The sequence below is a fragment of the Maribacter aquimarinus genome (assembly GCF_047345505.1).
In the GTDB taxonomy this organism is placed as follows: Bacteria; Bacteroidota; Bacteroidia; order Flavobacteriales; family Flavobacteriaceae; genus Maribacter.
This window is the reverse complement of the sequence record NZ_JBLFEO010000001.1, coordinates 112,124-134,021: the sequence shown is the minus strand read 5'-3', so window position 1 is coordinate 134,021 and position 21,898 is coordinate 112,124. Positions and strand designations below refer to the sequence as shown.

General features: G+C 53.7%; 20 protein-coding genes. 16 read left to right on the top strand and 4 right to left on the bottom strand.

Features of this window, described 5'->3' with window-relative positions; genetic code table 11:
* Positions 1-3 precede the first annotated feature (3 nt).
* The gene (locus tag ACKWCC_RS00635) at positions 4-954 is read right to left on the bottom strand and encodes an isopenicillin N synthase family dioxygenase (RefSeq protein ID WP_413993948.1); all 951 of its coding nucleotides are present in this window, start codon (positions 952-954) and stop codon (positions 4-6) included.
* A gap of 119 nt (positions 955-1,073) precedes the next feature.
* Between ACKWCC_RS00635 and ACKWCC_RS00630 the strand changes: the two genes are divergently transcribed.
* From ACKWCC_RS00630 to ACKWCC_RS00580, 11 genes are all read left to right on the top strand, one after another.
* Positions 1,074-3,050 (top strand): alpha-ketoacid dehydrogenase subunit alpha/beta, encoded by a 1,977-nt coding sequence (locus tag ACKWCC_RS00630; protein WP_413993947.1) that lies wholly within the window; start codon positions 1,074-1,076, stop codon positions 3,048-3,050.
* A gap of 426 nt (positions 3,051-3,476) precedes the next feature.
* On the top strand, positions 3,477-3,956 hold the full coding sequence (locus ACKWCC_RS00625; RefSeq protein WP_413993946.1) for a hypothetical protein: 480 nt from the start codon (positions 3,477-3,479) through the stop codon (positions 3,954-3,956).
* A 21-nt stretch (positions 3,957-3,977) separates the two neighbouring features.
* Positions 3,978-4,676, top strand: a complete 699-nt coding sequence (locus ACKWCC_RS00620; RefSeq protein ID WP_413993945.1) for an OmpA family protein — start codon at positions 3,978-3,980, stop codon at positions 4,674-4,676.
* Positions 4,677-5,481: 805 nt separating this feature from the next.
* Positions 5,482-6,609, top strand: a complete 1,128-nt coding sequence (locus tag ACKWCC_RS00615) for an NAD(P)/FAD-dependent oxidoreductase (protein ID WP_413993944.1) — start codon at positions 5,482-5,484, stop codon at positions 6,607-6,609.
* Positions 6,606-7,328 carry a methyltransferase domain-containing protein gene (locus ACKWCC_RS00610; protein ID WP_413993943.1) on the top strand — a complete coding sequence of 241 codons (723 nt, stop codon included), beginning with the start codon at positions 6,606-6,608 and terminating at the stop codon, positions 7,326-7,328. The genes ACKWCC_RS00615 and ACKWCC_RS00610 overlap by 4 nt, the downstream gene beginning before the upstream one ends.
* Positions 7,325-8,380 carry a type III polyketide synthase gene (locus tag ACKWCC_RS00605; RefSeq protein ID WP_413993942.1) on the top strand — a complete coding sequence of 352 codons (1,056 nt, stop codon included), beginning with the start codon at positions 7,325-7,327 and terminating at the stop codon, positions 8,378-8,380. Before ACKWCC_RS00610 ends, ACKWCC_RS00605 begins: the two co-directional genes overlap by 4 nt.
* Positions 8,381-8,445: 65 nt before the next feature.
* Positions 8,446-9,252: an SDR family oxidoreductase gene (locus ACKWCC_RS00600; protein ID WP_413993941.1), complete on the top strand. Its 807-nt coding sequence runs from the start codon at positions 8,446-8,448 to the stop codon at positions 9,250-9,252.
* Entirely contained in the window at positions 9,253-9,714 is a 462-nt protein-coding gene (locus ACKWCC_RS00595; RefSeq protein ID WP_413993940.1) for a 3-hydroxyacyl-ACP dehydratase FabZ family protein, read from the top strand.
* Positions 9,707-10,981 (top strand): beta-ketoacyl-[acyl-carrier-protein] synthase family protein, encoded by a 1,275-nt coding sequence (locus ACKWCC_RS00590; RefSeq protein ID WP_413993939.1) that lies wholly within the window; start codon positions 9,707-9,709, stop codon positions 10,979-10,981. The genes ACKWCC_RS00595 and ACKWCC_RS00590 overlap by 8 nt, the downstream gene beginning before the upstream one ends.
* A 24-nt stretch (positions 10,982-11,005) precedes the next feature.
* Positions 11,006-11,254, top strand: coding sequence for an acyl carrier protein (locus ACKWCC_RS00585; RefSeq protein WP_413993938.1), 249 nt, complete (start codon positions 11,006-11,008; stop codon positions 11,252-11,254).
* A 101-nt stretch (positions 11,255-11,355) separates the two neighbouring features.
* Positions 11,356-11,592 carry a hypothetical protein gene (locus ACKWCC_RS00580; RefSeq protein WP_413993937.1) on the top strand — a complete coding sequence of 79 codons (237 nt, stop codon included), beginning with the start codon at positions 11,356-11,358 and terminating at the stop codon, positions 11,590-11,592.
* A 146-nt stretch (positions 11,593-11,738) separates the two neighbouring features.
* On the opposite strand, the gene hpf is transcribed toward ACKWCC_RS00580, so the two are convergent.
* Positions 11,739-12,041 (bottom strand): ribosome hibernation-promoting factor, HPF/YfiA family, encoded by a 303-nt coding sequence (gene hpf, locus ACKWCC_RS00575; RefSeq protein WP_413993936.1) that lies wholly within the window; start codon positions 12,039-12,041, stop codon positions 11,739-11,741.
* 393 nt (positions 12,042-12,434) lie between these two features.
* Here hpf and ACKWCC_RS00570 point away from each other — a divergent pair, with 393 nt between their 5' ends.
* The 4 genes from ACKWCC_RS00570 to ACKWCC_RS00555 all read left to right on the top strand — a co-directional run bounded on the left by ACKWCC_RS00570 (position 12,435) and on the right by ACKWCC_RS00555 (position 15,528).
* Positions 12,435-12,737 carry a hypothetical protein gene (locus ACKWCC_RS00570; RefSeq protein ID WP_413993935.1) on the top strand — a complete coding sequence of 101 codons (303 nt, stop codon included), beginning with the start codon at positions 12,435-12,437 and terminating at the stop codon, positions 12,735-12,737.
* Positions 12,738-12,990: 253 nt separating this feature from the next.
* Positions 12,991-13,419 carry an FKBP-type peptidyl-prolyl cis-trans isomerase gene (locus ACKWCC_RS00565; RefSeq protein WP_413993934.1) on the top strand — a complete coding sequence of 143 codons (429 nt, stop codon included), beginning with the start codon at positions 12,991-12,993 and terminating at the stop codon, positions 13,417-13,419.
* Between the two features lie 171 nt (positions 13,420-13,590).
* Complete coding sequence (locus ACKWCC_RS00560) at positions 13,591-14,832, top strand: hypothetical protein (protein WP_413993933.1); 1,242 nt, start codon at positions 13,591-13,593, stop codon at positions 14,830-14,832.
* 135 nt (positions 14,833-14,967) lie between these two features.
* Positions 14,968-15,528 carry a DUF4251 domain-containing protein gene (locus ACKWCC_RS00555; RefSeq protein WP_413993932.1) on the top strand — a complete coding sequence of 187 codons (561 nt, stop codon included), beginning with the start codon at positions 14,968-14,970 and terminating at the stop codon, positions 15,526-15,528.
* A gap of 706 nt (positions 15,529-16,234) precedes the next feature.
* Here the strand turns inward: ACKWCC_RS00555 and ACKWCC_RS00550 are convergent.
* Together ACKWCC_RS00550 and ACKWCC_RS00545 are read right to left on the bottom strand one after the other, a co-directional pair.
* Positions 16,235-18,856 (bottom strand): sialidase family protein, encoded by a 2,622-nt coding sequence (locus ACKWCC_RS00550; RefSeq protein WP_413993931.1) that lies wholly within the window; start codon positions 18,854-18,856, stop codon positions 16,235-16,237.
* 780 nt (positions 18,857-19,636) lie between these two features.
* Positions 19,637-20,869, bottom strand: a complete 1,233-nt coding sequence (locus ACKWCC_RS00545; RefSeq protein ID WP_413993930.1) for a glycoside hydrolase family 18 protein — start codon at positions 20,867-20,869, stop codon at positions 19,637-19,639.
* A gap of 257 nt (positions 20,870-21,126) precedes the next feature.
* Between ACKWCC_RS00545 and ACKWCC_RS00540 the strand changes: the two genes are divergently transcribed.
* Positions 21,127-21,867: a tyrosine-protein phosphatase gene (locus ACKWCC_RS00540; protein ID WP_413993929.1), complete on the top strand. Its 741-nt coding sequence runs from the start codon at positions 21,127-21,129 to the stop codon at positions 21,865-21,867.
* Positions 21,868-21,898 lie beyond the last annotated feature (31 nt).

The following is a 21,898-nucleotide window of genomic DNA, read 5'->3' as shown; positions in this document are numbered from 1 at the left end:
CCTTTATGCTTTTATCAGCCCCAATTCTATGAGGCGCTCGTGCAAAAATGCTCCGGCGGTGATGTCCCCGTACAGCTTGGGATGGTCCGCATCCACACAGTTTTCCAAACAGTTCAGGGGCATTTGGCTAACGGGGTGCATGAAAAAGGGCACCGAATAACGGGACGTTCCCCAGAGTTCCTTGGGCGGATTCACCACCCGGTGTATGGTACTTTTCAATTTGTTGTTGGACAGTCTTGAGAGCATGTCGCCCACATTGATCATGAGCTGATCGGGACGCGCAATGGCATCCACCCATGCCCCTGCGTGGTTTTTCACCTGCAGTCCTTTGCCGTGGGCCCCCATCAACAAGGTTATGAGGTTAATGTCCCCGTGGGCCGCGGCCCTGACGGCTTCCTTGGGCGCTGAGGTAATGGGAGGGTAGTGTATGGGGCGCAAAATGGAGTTGCCGTTCTTGATGAACCCATCAAAATAAAATTCGTCCAGCTCCAAATGCAGGGCCAGGGCGCGCAGTACAAACTTTGCCGTCTTTTCCAACATCCGGTAGGCTTCCTTCCCAACGGTATTGAATCCGGGCAGTTCTGAAACCAGCACATTCTCCGGGTATTCGGCCTTCAGGGCGTCATCATCTTCCACGTATTGCCCAAAGTGCCAGAACTCCTTGAGATCGCCCTCGGTACGGCCCTTGGCGTGCTCCTTGCCAAAGGAGGTATAGCCCCGTTGCCCACCCAGACCGGCTATTTCATAGCGGTTCTTGGTTTCTTGCGGAAGTGCAAAAAAAGCCTTGATCTCCCGGTAAAGGTCCGCCACCAGGGCATCGTCCAGAAAATGGCCGCTCAGGGCCACAAAGCCAATGTCCTCAAAGGCAGTTCCAATCTCTTTGGTGAACTTTTGTTTTCTTTTGGCATCGCCCGAGGTGAAATCGGACAGGTCAACACTGGGTATAGGGTTCATAGGGTTGCTTTAGATCCCGTAAAATTACTAATAATAATCGCTTTATCCGATTGTTGTATTTTAATCTTTCCATTCCTTTTTTGTTACATTTAGGCCGTAAAAGAAAACCAGCTCTTTTTATGGATTACACAAGCTTTGCGGTGGATGAACAAACCAAGCTGACCCTATACCGGTCCATGCTGCTGCCCAGAATGATCGAAGAGAAAATGCTCATCTTGCTGCGGCAGGGAAAAATAAGCAAGTGGTTCAGCGGCATTGGCCAAGAGGCCATTGCGGTCGGGGTGGCCACGGCAATGGATACCGAAGAGTATATTTTGCCCATGCACCGTAACCTGGGGGTGTTCACCACCCGCGGCATTCCCCTGCACCGTTTGTTTTCCCAGTGGCAGGGCAAGGCCAATGGGTTTACCCAGGGTCGCGACCGGAGTTTTCATTTTGGCACCCAAGATTACCGGATCGTGGGGATGATCTCCCATCTGGGCCCCCAATTGGGCGTGGCCGATGGGATTGCCCTGGCCCACAAACTGCGCAAGGAGGCCAGGGCCACGGCAGTGTTCACCGGGGAAGGGGCCACGAGCGAGGGCGATTTCCATGAGGCCCTGAACGTGGCGGCGGTATGGCAGTTGCCGGTTCTTTTTTGCATTGAGAACAACGGATACGGACTGTCCACACCCACTTCGGAGCAGTTCAGATGTGCACATTTGGCGGACAAGGGCATAGGTTACGGAATGGAGGCCCATATGTTGGACGGCAACAATATCCTGGAGGTGTACGCCAAGGTGCGCGACCTGGCCAAGAGCATCAGGGAAAATCCGCGTCCGGTGCTGTTGGAGTTCAAGACCTTTAGGATGCGGGGCCACGAAGAGGCGAGCGGGACCAAATACGTGCCCCAAGACCTGATGGATGCCTGGGCCCAGAAAGATCCCCTGGAGAACTTTGAGCGCCATCTGATGGATACCGGGCTTTTGGATCGGGACCAGATGGAGGGATTACGCGCTGAAAACCAGCAGCTCATAGACGCACAATTGCAACTGGCCGCCAGCGGCCCGGAGGTGTTGGTTAATGAAAGTAAAGAATTAAGTGATGTTTATAAAAATATTGATTTTCAACAAATAGCACCTACATCAGATACAAAAAACATCCGTCTTGTGGATGCCATTTCAGAAGGTTTGGGGCAGGCGATGGAACGGCATGACAATTTGGTGATCATGGGGCAGGACATTGCCGAATACGGTGGGGTGTTCAAGATCACCGACGGCTTTGTCGCGGCCTTTGGCGCCGATCGGGTGCGCAATACGCCCATCTGCGAGTCGGCCATTGTGTCTGCCGCAATGGGGCTTTCCATTAACGGGATGAAAGCGGTGATGGAGATGCAATTTGCAGATTTTGTGAGCTCGGGCTTCAATCCCATTGTGAACTATTTGGCCAAGAGCCACTACCGTTGGGGCGAACCGGCCGACGTGGTGATCAGGATGCCCTGCGGCGGCGGGGTGGCGGCCGGACCTTTCCACTCCCAGACCAATGAGGCCTGGTTTACCAAGACCCCGGGGCTGAAGGTGGTGTATCCGGCCTTTCCCGCAGACGCGAAGGGACTTTTGGCCACGGCCGTGGAAGATCCCAACCCCGTGATGTTTTTTGAGCACAAAGGACTTTACCGCAGTGTGTACCAAGAGGTGCCCACCAACTACTATACCTTGCCCCTGGGCAAGGCCTCTGTGCTCCGGGAGGGCAAGGACATCAGTATTGTGAGCTTTGGTGCCGGGGTGCACTGGGCCCTGGACACCCTGAATGAAAATCCCGACATCCAGGCCGATCTCATTGACCTGCGCAGCTTGCAGCCCTTGGATACGGAGACCATTTACAAATCGGTGCAAAAGACGGGAAAACTCATTATTCTGCAGGAAGACAGTCTTTTTGGGGGTGTGGCCAGTGATATATCGGCCCTGGTCACCGAACATTGCTTTAGGTATTTGGACGGCCCCATTAAGCGGGTGGCGAGTTTGGAAACCCCCATACCCTTCAACCCAAAACTGGAGGCACAGTACCTTCCCAAACATCGTTTTTTGGGTGAATTGAGAAACCTTTTGGCCTACTGATGCCCGGTTGGGGCGGTGGAGGGCCCGGCGTCCTTTTTCTTGGACAAGGGAGATGCTGTTGGGCTTTCTTCCGGGAGCATCCTCGGCAAAGGCAGGGAACCTTCCGTTGGTGCACCTCCTTGGGCGGTTCTACCGCTAGATTTTTGAAAAAAAACGCTTGACGCACCATTTTACTTAGGACAAGAAGACCTAAGACGGAGCGTCTTATAGCTGTAGTTCCATCAATTATGGCCCCTTACTTACGGGTGTTTGTAAGCGGACAAGATTGTTGGTCTTGCGTACTTTGTCCCAGAGTCCCAAGCCTGGCCATTATTATTTTCGTGTCCACAACATTCGCGGTGGCAACTTTTAGGTTTAATTTGTGCGGGCTTTTTCGATCCAAAAAAGGGCCAGTAACGTATATCTCTTGTTAAAAATCCGTTCCCTATGCGAAAATATACCCTTTTTATCCTCGGTGCAATGCTGTTTGGCTCCTGTTCCCTGTCCAAGGAAGTGCGTTCCCAAAGGACCATGATCAACGGTTCTTGGGTGTTGAACAATGTGGCCTTTGCCAACAATACGGGCAACTTCAAGGCCGTGCTCTTCAACGATGTGGAAGACATTTGTCTTGAGGGAAGCGAGTGGTTTTTCCGCAACAACAATAGCACGGGCAGCTACACCATTGCCCCCTCCACCCTTTGTGCCGGGGGAGACCGTTTGATCCGTTGGAGCGTTGTGGAGGCAGGTCAGAACTATGACCCTCAACTGCAATTCAAGTTCATTGATGAAAAGAACCGTGATATTGCCGGTGGCACGGGCTACCGACTCCGCATAGACCAATTGACGGAACGGCAAATGACCTTGAAATCCAACGTGACCGTGGATGGAAGCCCGGTGACGGTGATCTATGAATTCCAAAGAAAGTAAATCCCCTAAAAAACAATAATGATGAACAACGCAACCGTAGTAAAAATGGCCGCCTATACCATGGCGTTTTCCTTGGTAATGGGCTGCAGCCCCATAAAAAATGCAAATAAGACCCAAAAAGGGGCCGCCATTGGTGTGGCCGGTGGTGCCATTATTGGCGGGGTTTTGGGAAATAACCTGGGCAAGGGCAACAATACGGCCCTCGGGGCCATTTTGGGCGCTGCCATTGGCGGTGCCGCCGGTGGTTATATTGGCAATAGGATGGACCGCCAGGCAGAGCGGATCGAAGAAGAGCTGCCCGGCGCCCAAGTGGAACGGGTGGGAGAGGGCATCAACGTGACCTTTACCCAAGATGCCGGGGTGCATTTTGACACCAACAAGGCCGATGTAAAGGGCGAAGCCGCTGCGACATTGGACAAATTGGTGTCCATTTTCAAAGAATACCCAAAAACCAACATTTTGGTCGAGGGGCATACGGACAGTGCCGGGGCGGCGGAATACAATATGTCCCTTTCCGAAAGACGGGCCGCATCGGTGAGTTCGTACCTGATGGCCAACGGTATCGATGAGAGCCGCATTACCACCAAATGGTACGGGGAAGAACAGCCCGTGGCCAGCAATGAAACGGCAGAGGGCAAGAGCAAGAACCGCCGGGTGGAACTGGCCATTGTGGCCAATGAGGAACTCAAGAAAGAGGCGCTGGAGAATACCAAAGGATAGGGTAGAACGGCACCCTTTGGTTTTATTTTGGTTGAAGGTGTGGCTGGAGGGGGGGGGGTGAGAACTGAGTATTAAGTACTGAGTATTAAGTACTGAGTATTGAGGGTACTGAGTTTTATCGAGTACTAGTGGGTCGTGAGTGCATCTTTTTTAGATTATGCCAATAATAATGCTTCTTACGTCTCACATCCCACGTCTCAAGTCTTGCATCTTGTTTCTTGCCTCTTGACAAACCGCCTTGGCGAGGAGCCAGCACCAGTGGGAAACCAAGGAACAAAGTCTATGGCGACCCGGCCATCCGTTGAAATATGGCAGGTAGTGGGTAGTTACTAGAGGGTAGTTGGTAGTGAGTAGTATCGAGTGCTAAATGGGTCGTGAGCGCATCTTTTTTGATTATGCCAATAATCATGCTTCTCACATCTCACATCTCACATCCCACCTCTCAAGTCTTGCATCTTGTTTCTTGCCTCTTGACAAACCGCCTTGGCAAGGAGCCAGCACCAGTGGGAAACCAAGGAACAAAGTCTATGGCGACCCGGCCATCTGTTGAATGTGGCAGGTAGTGGGTAGTTGCTAGAGGGTAGTTGGTAGTGAGTAATATCGAGTACTAAGTGGGTCGTGAGCGCATCTTTTTTAGATTATGCCAATAATAATGCTTCTTACGTCTCACATCTCACATCTCACGTCTCACATCTCACATCTCAGCTCCCTTTTCCCAATCCCAAGTCCACAGCCCTACCTTTTCCATTTTAAAAATCGAACTTTCCTGCGTTGTTTTTTTCAATAATGTGTATCTTCCCTTTGCGTGAAAAAAGAAGATATCATCATCATTGGCGGAGGCCTATCGGGTCTAACGGCCGCCATTCATCTGGCCCGCGCCGGATGCTCCGTAACCTTGTTTGAACCCCAGGCCTATCCCCGTCACCGGGTCTGCGGCGAATATGTGTCCAACGAAGTGCTCCCTTATCTGGAACATCTCGGCATCTCCGTTTGGGACAACGGTGCCCTGCCCATCCAAAAGATGGCCATTAGCGATGCCAGTGGGACCCTGGCCCAAGCCAAGCTGCCCCTGGGCGGTTTTGGACTGAGCCGCTTTGGGTTCGATCAGCTGCTCTATCATAAAGCCCTGGAAATGGGCGTACGGTTCATCTTCCGGAAAATCGGCACGGTACACTTTCTGTCCGATCATTTTGTGCTTTCGGATGTACAGGGAACGGAATACCGTGCGCGCTTAGTCATCGGGGCCTACGGGAAGCGCTCCCAGTTGGACAAGTGGCTAAAGCGGCCCTTTGCCTTCCGGAAGCAATCTTGGCTGGCCGTAAAGGCCCATTATGCCCTGGACGACTTTCCGGACGATCTGGTGGCCCTGCACAATTTTGAAGGGGGTTATGGCGGACTCTCAAAAACCGAGTTGGGAACGGTGAATTTTTGTTATTTGGTGCATTATGACAGCTTTAAGCGCTACAAGGGCGTGGACGATTTCAACGAAAGGGTGGTGGCGCAAAATCCGCATTTGGAACATTTTCTGGAACGGGCATCGCCCACCTTCAAAACCCCTCTCACCATTGCCCAAATTGCCTTTGACCGCAAGCATCCGGTGGAGGGGCACATGCTCATGTGCGGGGACAGCGCCGGTTTGATCCATCCGCTCTGTGGTAACGGCATGGCCATGGCCATACACAGCGCCAAGTTGGCCTCCGAGGCCGTAGTGCGCCATTTGGGGAAGGGAGAGGGGCATCGCTTGGCCATGGAAACGGATTACGCAAGCGCCTGGAACCGAACTTTTAGGAGAAGACTTTGGTACGGCCGGAAAATACAAGGTATCTTGCTCAATCAAAAATTGTTGAATGTGGGGCTTTCCGCAGCAAGGCATTCCCAAGGCCTGATGCGCTATGCCATAAAGAAGACCCACGGAAAACCGGTGATGCCATGATCGATGTTTCGGTGCGCAGTACCCAGCGCGAGCTTATGGACGACTTCAACGGAAGCGTGGACGAGCTTCGCGTGATCCTCAAGGACATTAACCGGGTGAACGCGCTCTTGGGTGGTAACCGCATTACGGTAAACGCCGTGTTCAGCCTAATTGCAGCGCATCCCAAAGAATCGTATACGATTATGGACGTGGGCTGTGCGGACGGGAACATGCTCCGTGCCCTGGCCTTGGAGGCGAGGAAGCGCGGGGTGGCCCTCCGGTTGGTCGGGGTGGACCTCAATGCCCACGCCCTGGCCATTGCCAAGGAGGCCTCGCGGGCCTTTCCGGAGATCAGCTACCTGGAACAGGACGTGCTGCACCCGGAGGTGGGGCGCATGCCCTGCGACCTGGTACTGGCCACCCTGACCATGCACCATTTCCCCGAAGATCTGATATCCCAGTTTACCCAGCGTTTTTTGGATATGGCCCGCATTGGGGTGGTCATCAATGATTTGCACCGAAACGCCCTGGCCTACTATCTGTTTCATGCCTTCAGCCTTTTTTTCATCAAGACCCGCACCGCCAAGATAGACGGACTGCGGTCCATACAACGGGCCTTTACCAGGGCAGACCTACAGCAGTTTGCCCAAGCCTTGCCCCAGGCCACCCATCGCATCGCCTGGAAATGGGCCTTTAGGTACTTGTGGGTCTTTCAACACAAAACACAGAAAACCCAATGAATCCTCCAAAAATTGTAAACGTATCCAAGGCGCTGCCACCCTATTTCAGGGAAACCAAAGACATCATCCCCCTGGTGGAGCTCTGGCTGCAAGGGCAGGAAGAGCGCTTTAAGCGCAAAGTGGTGAAGATCTTTGAAGGCGCGGCAGTGGACAGGCGGTACGCCATTATGGCGCCCGAGGAAGTGTTTACCGCCACCTCCTTTCAGGAGAAGAACAATATTTACGTGCGCGAGGTGAGAAAGCTGGGGAGAACCGTCTTGGAAAACGCGCTTTCTGCCGCCCAATGGGAGGCAGATTCGCTGGACTATATCATTACCGTGAGCTGTACCGGCATCATGATCCCGTCCCTGGACGCCTACCTTATAAACGATTTGGGGCTGCGGCAGGATGTGGTACGGCTGCCCGTTACGGAAATGGGCTGCGCGGCGGGGATATCGGGATTGATCTATGCGCACAACTTTCTCAAGGCCAACCCCAATAAGCGTATTGCCCTGGTGGCCGTGGAAAGCCCCACGGCCACCTTCCAGCTCAATGATTTCTCCATGGCCAACATGGTGAGCGCGGCCATTTTTGGCGACGGGGCGGCCTGTGTGCTCCTCTCTTCCGAGGCAGGCGCCCCGGGCCCCCGGATAAAAGGGGAGGGGATGTACCACTTTAAGGATGCCACCCAAATGATGGGCTTTGACCTGACCAACCACGGCCTTAAGATGATCCTGGACCCGTCCGTGCCCGAAACCATCGCCACCCATTTCCCGGATATCATCCACCCTTTTCTAAAGCAATTTGGCACCCAGATCGGGGCGGTGGACCACCTGATCTTCCATCCCGGGGGGCGCAAGATCGTGCAGACCGTGGAGGAACTCTTTGGTGCCATGGGGAAGAACATAGACGACACCCGGGAGGTGCTGCGACTTTACGGTAACATGAGCAGTGCCACCGTGCTCTATGTGCTGGAACGGTTCATGCAGCGCAACATCCCCCAGGGCGATCAGGGCCTGCTGCTCAGTTTTGGGCCGGGGTTTTCGGCCCAACGGGTGCTGTTGGAATGGTAGCCCCAGGGCGAAGGTAAAAATAAACCAAAAAGTATATTTTTGTATTGTTTGAAGGGACACACCGCATGACACGGCAAAACAACCATAAGACCACAGACGGCCCTTGGGCCCTTATCCTGGGCGGAAGCCAAGGCCTGGGCCTGGCCACGGCCCAAAAATTGGCCAAGCATGGCTACCATCTGATCATTGCCCATAGGGACCGGCGCTCGGACATGGAAAGCATCGAGGCGGATTTTGCCGCAATGGAAGCCCTTGGGGTGCGGGTGCTGTCCTTTAACTGGGACGTACTGCAAGCCGAAAGGCGACGCGAACTCATTCGCCAACTGCAGCAACAATTGCCCAATGGACAGCAGATCGGCGTATTGGTGCACAGCATTGCCAAGGGCAGTCTAAAGCCCATGCGCGGGGGGGCCGCGGAGACCCTGGGCACGGCCGATTTCAACATTACCCTGAACGCCATGGCTTTGAGCCTCTACGATTGGGCCAAGGACTTGATCCATGTAAACCTTTTTGCCCCCAGGGCCCGGATCGTTGCGTTCACCAGCGAGGGCAACACCAAGGCCATGGCCCACTATGGTGCGGTATCCGTGGCCAAGGTGGCCCTGGAGGCCCTGGTGCGGAACATGGCGGTGGAATTTGCGCCCTTGGGCATCACCGCCAATTGCATCCAGGCCGGGGTAACCCCCACCAGGGCCTTTGAGATGATCCCTGGGAGCGCGGCCATCAAGGACAACGCCTTGAAACGCAATCCGCACGGCCGGCTCACCACTCCCCGGGACGTGGCCAATGTGGTCTATCTGCTCACCTTGGCCGAAGCGGACTGGATCACTGGCACGGTCATTAAAGTGGATGGGGGCGAAAGCTTACGATAAATGGAGCGGGAAACGGGAACATATCAATGGATCTTGGACCGGCTGCCCTACGCCGCGCCCTTCCTCTTTGTGGACGCCCTAAGTGAGGTGCACGCCGATGGCGCCAAGGGCAGTTTTACCTTTCGGAAAGAGCTGGATTTTTACACCGGGCATTTTAAGGGAAATCCGGTAACGCCAGGGGTGCTCCTAACAGAGTGTTGCGCCCAGATCGGCTTGGTCTGCCTGGGCATTTATCTGCTGGGGGAACCCGGAAAAGCCCATGGGCTGGCCATGGGAATGAGCAGCGCACAGATTGATTTTCTATTGCCTGTTTTACCGGGGGAAAAGGTATCTGTTGTATCTGAAAAACAATATTTTAGATTTGAAAAGTTAAAGTGTAAGGTAAAGATGAGAAACCAGCGTGGAGAACTGGTCTGCACCGGTGTTTTGGCCGGAATGATAAAAATGGATGCCGATGGATAGAAGGGTGGTGGTAACGGGCATGGGCATTTGTGCGCCCAACGGACTGGGCCTGGATGCCTTCGCGGAATCCCTGCGCAACGGGGTGGGTGGCATTAGGTTTCAACCGGAGCTGCGCGACCTGAATTTCTCCTGCCAAATTGCGGGAAAACCGGATGTGCCCCAAGACCGGCTCACCGATTATTTTACGCCCCTGCAATTGCGGGGTCTCAAGGCCTCTGGGATCGTGTACGGGGTCATGGCGGGGATGGATGCTTGGCGGGACGCCGGTTTTGGCACGAGCAGCCCTGCGACGCCCCTTTGGGATGTTGGACTCATTTTTGGTACGGGCATTTTGGGGGTGGATAAGTTCCGGGAGGCCATACACCATATTGACGAGGGCAATGTACGCCGACTGGGAAGTACCTCGGTGGTGCAGACCATGGCCAGTGGCATCAGCGCCTATCTGGGCGGGATGTTGGGCCTGGGCAACCAGGTCACCACCAATTCGGCCGCCTGTACCACCGGTACCGAGGGCGTGCTGATGGCGGCGGAGCGCATTGCCCAGGGCAAGGCCGAGGTCATGCTCACCGGGAGCTGTAGCGACAGCGGGCCCTATGTGTGGGGCGGTTTTGACGCCATGCGCATCCTTCCCAGCACCTATAATGACGCCCCGGAAACGGCAAGCCGGCCCATGAGTGCCACCGCCGCCGGCTTTGTGCCGGGCAGTGGGGCAGGGGCCCTGGTGTTGGAGTCCCTGGAAAGCGCGCAAAAGCGGGGGGCCACCATATACGCCGAGGTGTTGGGGGGCGAGATCAATAGCGGCGGACAGTTGGGAACGGGATCCATGACCGCCCCCAACAGCGAAGCGGTGCAGCGGTGCATTTCCCGGGCCGTTGCCCATGCCCAGATCCAAGCGGCAGAAATAGATGTGATCAACGGCCATCTTACCGCCACCACCAAAGATGCACTGGAAATTGCCAACTGGAGCCAAGCCCTGGGACGGTCCGGAAGCGCGTTCCCCTATATGAACTCCTTCAAGGGAATGTTGGGCCACGGCCTGGCCGCCGCCGGTAGCATGGAGTGTGTGGCATCCCTGCTGCAGTTCCGGGAAGGACTGGTTTTTGGCAATGTGAACTGCGAGGACCTGCACCCGGAGATCGCCCAGCGCATTGCCCCGGAAAAAATTCCCCAACAAACAATGGAATGGGCCCCGAAAATCCTGGCCAAGGCCAGTTTTGGTTTTGGCGATGTCAATGCTTGTGTTATTTTTAAGCATTGGAATGGCTAGGCCCTTCCACCTAAAAAAAATGGAATGCAAAAAGAAGAACGTTACAAGGCCTTGGAGGCCATTATAAAGGTATATCTGCCGGAAGACGTTGGGGTGGACCAAATTGGGCCCGACAGTCACTTTCTGCAGGAACTCAACATCAATTCCGCCCATTTGGTGGACATTGTGCTGGATGTGGAGGATGCCTTCAACATCCGTCTGGAGAACGAGGACATGGACCAGATGCAAACGGTACGGGACGCCCTGGCCATCATAGACCGAAAGCTGGCCTGAGCCTTCGGTCCCGCGATGGTTCCTTTTTGGAGGGACGCACTGGGGCCAAGGGGTTCCCAGGAATTACACCTCCCCAATGCCAACACCCAAACGCGCCGATCATGAAAGACAACAGAAGGGCAATAAGACGAAAATGGTTGTACACCGGTGGTTTTGGTGCCCTTTTCTTGGGTGCCGGTATCTGCGGTTGCGTGGAAAGCGGATTCTTAAAGCACGGAAATGGCCCCACCTGGTGGTGGGTGCTCTCCGGTACCCTATCCCTGATGGCCACGGTGGGCGGGGTGGTGCTGCTCATCAAGGCGGGGGCCATGGAAAAGGAGTGGAAATCCAAAAAGTAGGGGATGGCCACAAAGAAGATTTCCCTTCCCTTTACGGAAATTGGGGCGTAAAGGCCAATGGGTTGTGGATGGATGTTCCCCCTTCGCCCATAAAAAAACCCGGCACTGGGGTGCTGGGCTGTTTTTTTTTGGGAACCGTAAAGTCCCTAGCGCATTTTCATCTTTGCCTTGCGTTTTTCCAACTGCCGTTTCAGGTCATCCACGGATTCCGCTATGGAGGCCTCAAAACTGCTGTGGCTGGCTTCGGCAAAAAGTCGTGGCCCGGGCGTGCTCAGGCGTATGTTGCATATCATTCCGGTATCCGGTGAAGAAGTGTTCTCCTTCTTGAAAAATACATCGGCCCGGACAATGAAGTCAAACTTGTCCACAAGCTTCTCCAGCTTTTGTGCTGCCATGATTTCCAATCGGTTGCTGGCCTTTACGTCGTGATATTCAAAGTTAATGTTCATAGAGATCAGTATTGTTTAGGAAAAGATAACCAATTTCACCGTACCCGCCAATATAATTGCCTTCCTTTTAACGCTGGCGGGAAAGCGGTTTTGGGTTGATGGTTTGATTATTAACCACTTAAGGAAATTGCCGTTTCCGGACCTCTTGCCGCGCGCCCTGCGGGTACCGGGGGATTGCTCCATTGGCCATGGCGTGGTTTGCCAAAAGCGGCTTCGTTGCGTCATCACTGGGGTGGCTTCCCTATCCTTTTTGGAGCAGCCCACAGGCGCATGTTCTTGTTTTATGTCATGGCGTTAAGGGTTAACCATCTAAAAACCATATATTTGAATTTATCCATCCCAAAAAAGGCCATGGCATTGCCTGTGCGTATTTTGGGTGAAACCATCTCCCCTATGTTTAAATGGCTGTCTTTGTTCCTTTTGTTGTGCACTGTGCACCTTGGTCATTCCGAGGCCCCAGCGGTGGAAACCACCGAAGAAGAGGGGCCCTTGCTGCATCGTTTTGAGACCCAACTGGATTCGCTCACCTTGCTAAGGCGCCGCCATTTGCGCCAGCGGATGTGGGCCATTGACACCATGGACATTTCCGAACGAAAAAAGAAGCGACTCAGAAAAGCCCTCTACCAAGGCTTGCAGCTCCGTGGTACGGATACCAAATATGCCGATACCCAGTTTGAGGACGATGGGAAACATTGAGCACACCGCCGCTGCAAACCCCATTACCCTTGAAAACTGCCGGGGCCGCCTCGGACGTGGAACCCTGCCCGGGTTCCGCTGTATTTTTAATTTCCGCTAAAAACCACCAAAAAAGCATCTTTTTTGTGGTAAAATGGATCGAAAAGGGCAGAAAAAAGGACTTTTTCAGGGAATTTTCACCATTTTTTCGTTTTTCCCTCTTAGGAACGATACCTTTGGCACCAAATAAATTCCATTAAGTAAGCTATTAGGCATGAGTAAAGTAAAAGCAAATGATTTGGTGCGCGTGCACTACACCGGAAAATTGAGCGATGGTCAGATTTTTGACAGTTCCGTGAACAGGGAACCCTTGGAGGTACAGTTGGGGGAGGGCCAACTGATCCCTGGATTTGAAAAGGGGCTGTTGAACATGGCACCGTCCGAAAAAAAGACCATTGTCATTGACAAAAAGGATGCCTATGGCGAAAAGAACAAAGAACTGTTCCAAAAGGTGCCCAAGGCCGATCTGCCCGAGGAAATAGAGCCCAAAGTGGACATGGCCTTAATGGCCACCAACCCGGACGGCACCGAAAGGCAGCTGCGCGTGGCCGAGGTGAACGAAGACCATATTGTGGTGGATGCCAACCATCCGCTGGCGGGGCAGGACCTCACCTTTGAACTGGAGCTGGTGGAGATAAGGTAAACAACACCCAAACTGATGGAAAAACCGCCCTTTGAGGCGGTTTTTTTATGACCGGACCATGGCCCCTTTGCCCGTACTTTTTTACCTTTAACCTTCATTAGGCCCCGCCAAGGAACGGCGTGTGGAGGTGCGGTACCTTAGCCTCCCGTGGCCGTTGCACAAGAAGATGCCATGACACTGAAATCGCACTTTTACAACCTCTTGGTTTCCTGTGCCCTGGTGTTGCTCGGTTGCAGGACAGAGCCAAGATCGGTCCCGGAGGCAGGCCGATCGCACCCTTTGCAAGAGCTGCCCACACCGGCCGGGGAGCAGAGTGCCCTGCCACATTTGGTGGCCAGTGACGCCGGTAGCACCCTGCTGCTGTCTTGGGTGGAAACGTTGGAGCAGGGCCAGGCGGCCTTGAAGTACACCGAGCTGCAAGGGGAGGGGTGGCAGGAACCCCGATTGGTGGTGCGGGGCAAGGATTGGTTCGTGAATTGGGCAGATTATCCCGTGGTGGCCAAAAATGGGGAGCACTACTGGGCGCACATCCTTAAAAAATCGTCCGCGGGCACCTATTCCTATGATGTGCAGATGCAGCTAAAACCCAGGGGAGCGGCCCAATGGCAAAACCATTTGCCCCTGCATACCGATGGTACGCACACCGAGCACGGTTTTGTGACCGCCCTGCCGTACCAAGACCGTTTTTTTGTGACCTGGCTGGATGGCAGGCATACCGGCGGGCGCCCCGAGGGCCACCACGGCGCCATGACCCTGCGGGCGGCGCAAGTGACCCCCACGGGCGGGGTGGAAGATGAGGCGCTGTTGGACGCGCGCACCTGCGATTGCTGCCAGACCGCTGCGGCCATAACGCCCCAGGGGCCGGTGGTGGTGTACCGCGATCGGAGCGAGGACGAGACCAGGGACATTGCCATTGTGCGCCGGGTGCAGGGGGAGTGGACGGCCCCCAAGCCCGTGCACCATGACGGCTGGCAGTTAAACGGCTGCCCCGTGAACGGCCCCGAGATCGCCGGCCTGGACCACCATTTTGTGGTGGCCTGGTTCACCGGGGCGGGCGGTACGGCCAAGGTGAAACTGGCCTTTTCCAAGGATGCCGGTGCCAGCTTTGGCCGCCCCATTACCGTGGCCCAGGGCGCCGTGATGGGCCGGGTGGACGTGGTGCTGCTCAACACCGATACCGCCGTGGTGAGCTACCTGGTCTCCGGGGAGGCGGGTGCCACCTTGCAGGTGAACAAGGTAACCAGCAGGGGCACGGTGGGGCCACCATTGCCGTTGCTGGCCATGAGCGACTCCCGCGCCTCGGGTTTGCCGCAGATGGAACGTTGGGGAGAACACCTCTTTTTTGCCTGGACCGAGGTATCTGGGGAAAATAAACAGCTGCGCACCGCCAAATGGCCCCTAAAGGAATGGTAAGGCCAGGAAAAAGGCCGGGACAAAACGGCAAAATCGGGAAAAGAGGCACTATTTTTGTATATTCTAGGAAAACCGGCCCGGGACCCCCGCCGATGCCCGGAGCTACCGGGGACACCGATACCTAATGAAAGTAAGATGAAGGGAAGACATTTTTTGGCCACGCTCGTGTTCACGGGTTGGATCATGGGCTGCGGCACGGGAAAGACACCAACGGTGGACAGGGCCACCTTTGATCGCCATATGCAGGGCAGGGACTTCAGGATTCAGATCAGGACGGTGGAGCCCTTGGCCACACAGGCCATGAACCAGGTGGGCATGAGTGGGCTGCTGCTGCCCGGCAACACCATTAACCGCATTGATGTGGGCGGGCAAGGCTACTTTTTGGCGGTAAAGGGAGATAGCGTTCAGATGAACGCCCCATACTACGGCGAACGGCAAATGGGCGGCAGTTACAATCCCACGGAAACCGGGATGCGTTTTCATGAGGTGGCCCAAGATATGGACATTTCCCAAAGCAGGGATGGCAATTGGTATGAGATGCGTTTCAGTGTTCGCGCCGAGGATGGCGAGGCCCTGGACGTGGTGGCGCGCATCTTTCCCAATCTGCGCAGCACCCTGGGCATCAATAGTGCCGAGCGCAATTTTATCCGTTATGAGGGCGATATGGAACGGCCTGAGCCGGCAGCAAAACCTTGAAGTGGGGCCGCCCATCCGGAAAGTCTATTTTACATAATGTAAATTATGGTGCAATTGCAGCAAATTGGCGAATAGCGCTTTTTCGCGCTATTTGACATAATATCAGATATCGGGCGTAGCCCTATATCGGCAGAGATTATGTCAAAGCCAATTTGCGGGCCGGATGCACTATGCCCATTAATTGGCGGATAGCACATTTTCGTGCTATTTTACATAGTTGCAGTTATCGCCCTTGGGCCTATAACGTTAGCAATTATGTAAAAGCTAATTTGCGGGCCGGATGCACTATGCTCATTAATTGGCGGATAGCACATTTTCGTGCTATTTTACATCGTTGCAGTTATCGGCCCTTAGGCTTATAACGTTAGCAATTATGTAAAAGCCAATTTGCGGGCCGGATGAACTATGCTCATTAATTGGCGGACAGTGGCTAATTCGGTTCGTTTTGTGCCACCCATTTCGGTAGTATAGGGCCAAGCATTTCGGTTTGATCTGTGCCACTTTTAGCCAACGGCCCGATCCGTATCAGTTCGATCTGTGCTGCACAGCCAATTGCCCTATTGCTTTTTATAGATAAACGCTTCAGTGGTGTTCGTTGCCAAACACCACTGAAGCTTCGGGGGCAATCGCTTGGCCAGCGAATGATAAAAGACCTATAAGATTGCCTTCGCCATTTTAGCACAAAGGGGGTGCTTAGGTGTTACGACTAGGGCGCGTCGTTTTGGGAGATCAACATACCTTTGCCCGCTGTCACTAAAACGATATATTCTTTAGAGGCATCGATATCGATCACCGGTGGCACCACGCTTTTTATCGTATTGTCCGCAATGTCCCTCCATGTATGTTGATCGGTCTCCGGGCTGTCATTTCGGTACAGAGCCGTATCCGATCTATTTACATTCTCTGGTTCAGAGAAGACGATCAAGCGACCGTAGGGGTCCAGGGCAATGGCACCGGGTTTTTTGGTGGGTACCGACAGATTAACGGTAGCATTGGAATTGGATGCGGCATCCATGCGCAGTACGGCGGCCGGTGTTGAAATGTACAAACGGTCATGCGTGCCATCGTAGGCCAAATAGCCTCGGTCTTCCCCGGCGGGCGTGGCCAGCAGCTGCCTCCAACTTTCTCCGTAGTCCGTACTTCTCCAAACCCCCGTGCTGCGGTCATAGATAAAAATAGTGGAGCCTCCATTGGACGCCATGGAACACCGTAGGCGGCCATTGTCCTGGGGGCCCATGAATGCTTTGGTTTGGATGGTCCAGTTGCCCCAGCTTCCATTGGAGCGATCTACGGTGCCAACGCCTCCATCGTCTATGGCGGTTACCAATCGCTGGGTTCCGTCCGGTAGATGGATCCATTCCACGCCAATAATACGTTTAGGTGCAATAGGATTGGTAACTTCCCTAAGCTGGGGAGAGGAAGGGGTGTTGGGTGAGGAAACCACAGCCAATTTCCCAGCGGTACCGTTATCATCCCGTTCGCCGTTGCCAAATGCCAGTTCCGATCCATCGGGTGAAAAGCCAAGTGCGTGGCCCACGGTTACTCCGCCCAGCCCCACAGCTCTCCACGCCGATCCCCCATCATTGGACAACAGCAGATCGTGATCTACATTTCCTGTGGCTATGACACCTGTGGGGCCGATCTCCACATCCCTAAAAGTAAGGATTTGAAAACCATCGGCCGGTTTCCAGGTAGCACCGGCATCCACGGTGGTCCAAATGGCCGAAGTGGAACATACGACCCATGCATCTGGATCATGCGGGGAAACCTGTACGGCGGCAACATCGCATCTGGGCCCGCCTAGGGCCCAATTGCCATGGGTCTTAAAGACAATGAGATCTTCGTTGGTTCCCCATGCGGCAATGGAGACACCGGAGGCGGTGGTGTTGGTCCAGCTTGTGCCGCTATCCTCGGAAACCCAAATACTGCCATCGCCATTGGCAGTCCCTAAAACCACCCTATCCGTGTTCCATGTCCTTTTGGCGCCATGTATGGCCGATGCCATAACAGCCGTACCGAGAGGTGCTGAGATGTTGGTGATGTTATTGTTGCCAGGTACAAAGCGCCTTACGCCAAAACGACCGCAGGCCACATACAGTCTATTGCCGAGCACCGCTATCGATTCCACCACATTTGGTATTCCGTCAACCCTGCTTGCCGAAGGTGTTCCGTTTAAATTACTTATTTCCCACAATCCTTTGTTGGGTAGGGACGGGTGGTCTCCCCACAGACCTACATACACCGTATTGGGGTCGTTTGGCGACATGGCCATGGCGCGTACATGAACGGTACCGTTAAAAACATTGATCTTGCTCCAGCTAGCTCTGTCATTTCTTGAAATCCACACGCCATCGTCGTAGGTGCCGGCCACCCAGGTGGAACCGCCGACCCATTGTATTAAGCTCGGATCCGTTGAGCGCGGTCTCCGTGCAGGTAGTGGTGCGTTACTGTTTTGTGCCGAAAACGAAATATTGGAGGAATCGTGATTCCAGGTGTCACCTCCGTTTACGGAGGAAATGACCTCACCGCCCATACCTTTAAACCCGGTACCGCCCACGATCACCGTACTACCGTTTACATCAACGGCATGGAGGGTGGCTATTTTTTGGTGGGATTCTTCATAACCCAGTCCACGCCCTACCGACTCGAAAGTTTTGCCGTAGTCCATGGATCGGCCCGTACCGCCAATATCGGATCCGTAGTAAATTTTACCGGGCACATTGGGATCCCAGGTTACAACGTTGGGGAACCCTCCCCCAACAGGACCTACTTGGCGAAAGCCAATAATGCCGCCAACGACTTCTCCGGAGTCATTATCTGAACTGTCATTAATACCATCATTGTCACTATCCGTACCATTGTCGTTTGTGCCATCGCCATCCACATCTACATCGGCCCCATCCGTTATACCATCATCATCGGTATCGGGATCATTGGCGTTGGGGTCCAATCCATCCTGTAACTCGTCCTTGTCATTATCAGTGGGGTCTAGCACTGCATCATCGATACCATCGTTATCCGAATCCATACCCCCGGTCTGATCCACGTCGGAAGCATCATTGATGCCATCCCCATCCGAATCCTCACCATTATCGATGGTACCGTCGCCATCAGGGTCGGCATCCATTCCATCGGGAATGCCGTCACCATCGCTATCGGAATTGAATGGGTTGGGGTCCAGTTCGTCTGCCAACCCATCATGATCCTTTCTAATGGTGGCCGTTTCATTGGATATTTCAAACGCCGGCAGATCGCTGTCCTTTTTACAGCCCAAAAGTATTGTGGAGGCCGTTAAAAAGACCAATATCATGTTTTTGCGCCAATGCATTTTTAATGCCATATGTACATGGTAAGGTGGTTTTGCACATCTAACGGAAAAATGAGGTCAATTATTTTAAGGTTACTGGCTTAAAATGAATTCTTTACGATTTTTCTTGTCTCCTCCCCATTGATGCCATAAAACAATGGGCGAACAGTGTTTTTTCACAAAAGGCAACCTACCCGGATATACAAATGAAAATTAAAAATGGTCCACGGATTAATGGGTGCCGATGATTGAAAAATATAAAATTTGTGGCCATTGCTCCTTTAGGTCTTAGCTCCCCAACGCCTTGTTCGGAAAAAGCGGCCTTAGCTTGGCTAATGGCCATGCCCAAGGGTGGGTTGTCCGGTAGTGCCCTTGGAGTTTGGTGATGTTGTTGTGTAAAGGTTACTTTTTTTACGAACTGTTGCCATATTTCATGTTTACATTTCTGTGTTAACGCTGTAACATTGTGTGTGTTCAATTGTATTTTTTGGAGTTAAACCTTTTCAAGATTGGCCTGCCCCCTCCCTCCCACTCCCTTTTTCAGGCAGAATTTCAAGCATAAGAAATATGGAAAGCCAATGTGCCCCACACCCTGCCGTTCCCAGGTTGGGCCATTCCTTGGCTCGGCCTGCTTTCGGAACAGGGTGGGCGTTTCCCAAAACAGGCCAGTTTTGCCAAAAAAAACACCCCGGCAGGTGTTTGCCTCCTATCGGGGTGTTTTGCTTTGGGGCCGGTTTTTGTTTAGGGCGGCGGAAACCACGAAGGTGCGGTGGGAGCCCTTAGGTGACCGCTTGCCCGGCCCTAGTCGGTGGCCTCTGCGTAAATGGCATCCAAGAGGCCGTTCTCCTCTTTGGTGTCATTGCCCAGTTCCCAGAACATGATGCCGCCAAGGCCTTTCTCCATGGCATAATCGGTTTTCTTGGTCACGGAGACGGTATCGTCATAGGAGAGCATGAACTGCTCTTTGGCATTGTACATGTAGGGGGCCTGTGCCTTTTCGTCCCAATGGCGAACGTAGTCCGGATTGTTCTCGTACGATTTCCGGATTTCGTGATAGGCCAGCCAGCCTATGTGCATGCCGCCACTGCGCTGGTACAGTCCCTTGTTGTCCGGAACCACGCCTTTCCAGACCCTACCGTAAAAGGCCGCCCCAATGACAATCTGCTTGGGATCTACATTGTTGGCTATGAGGAAGTCCACGATCTTTTCGGTGCTGCGCGGATGCGGGTCCTTGCTCTTGCCCTCTTTAAAGCGGTTGCTGAGCTGCTCGTGGAAGGGGGTGCCCTCGATCTCCTCGATCTTAACATCGCCCAGGGCGGTGTGGTGGCCGGTGTACTCCGATACCCCGGAGACCAGATCGTAGGTCATGACGTTCATAAAATCGGCATACTGCATCACTTTTTCGGTTTCAATGAAATCGTAATAGCGCTTCCAGCCGGCGGAGGCAAAGGTGAGCACCTTGGGGGTGTCAAAAGTATCCAGCATTTCCCTAAGCCCCTTCATCAGGGCGGTGAAATTCTCGGTGTCCTCGTCCCGGGCCTTGGTGCCCGCCCCGGAAATGCCGGGGTATTCCCAGTCCATGTCCAGCCCGTCCAACTTATATTTCACTATAAAGTCAGACGCACTGTTTATGAACTTTGTCCTTCCTTCCTCGGTAAGCGCCATGTCCGAAAAGCCATCGGCGCCCCATCCGCCGCAGGCGATCATCACCTTGAGGTTGGGGTTGCGCTTTTTCTGCTCCACAAGGGCGGCCAATTGGGGGCCTGAACGCTCTGGATTTCGGAATTTCATTTCCCCGTCAATGACATTGGTAAAGGAGAAGATGATGTGGGTGAGTTTTTCCACCGGGATGTTCTCGGGCTTATAGTCGGCCTCCGCCACATAATAGGCCATCACGGCAAAATCATCTTGTGCCTCACCGATCTCTGCCTGGGCCATTTGGGGCTCGGCCTCTTTTTTCTTGTTTTTGGGATTGCAGGCCGTTAGGAGCAACAAAAGCACCAACGGCAGCTGCCATGCGTTAAATTTTTTCATTCCATTTTTGGTTTTACGGGTTGAAGTGTAAAGATAAACCGAAAGGGTGAATCTACCCCTTTTTAAAGTGCCGAACGGCATAAAAAGACGCCCCCAACACCAAATGTACCGGCTGGCCGCCTCAGGGAGGCAAGGATCGGGGGTCCCAGCCCCCACCTACCGTCATGAAGCACATTTTTTTCTGGAATGGGCCGCGATTTACCTCTTTTTTCGGCAATTTTGCAGCGTTTCATCCGTTATCCGCATAAACCCCGCCCATGTTCAGTTTTTTCACCAAAAAGACCTTTCTTTCCGATCACCTTGCCCATTTGGTGGACATGCACAACCATATTCTGCCGGGCATTGACGATGGCGCCAAGAACGTGGCCGCATCGCTGGACCTGATCCAAGGGATGGGCAGCTTGGGCATCACCGATTTTATCTGCACGCCCCACATCATGGCCAATTATTACCCCAACGATGCCCAGAGCATTGGCACGGCCCACCGCCAACTGGAGGCGGGACTGAAAGAGGCGGGCATCACGGGAGTGCGCTTGCGGGTGGCCGCGGAGCACATGATCGATGCGCATTTTGAGCAACTTTTGGAAGAAGACCGCATCATGACCATGGACGGGCAGTACATTCTGGTGGAAATGTCTTACCTGCAGCCCTCCCTGAACCTGTTGGATGCCATTGCCAGTTGTACGGAAAAAAAACACTACCCCATTCTGGCGCATCCGGAGCGCTATGTCTTTTTGCACGGCAAAATGAACACCTACCGGGAATACAAGGACAAGGGGATGCTGATGCAGATGAACCTGCTCTCCCTCTCGGACCACTACGGCAAGGAGGTGCACAAGGCCGCCGTGGCGCTTCTGGAAGCGGGACTCATAGATTTTGTGGCCTCGGACATTCACCATACCGGCCATTTGGAGAAGCTGAAGGAGATCAAACTCACGGACCAGCTGCTGCAAAAGGTATTGCCCATCATTGAGCGTACCAGTTACAACTTTCAATAAGCGGGAATACCGCCACCTATTTTTCATTTAC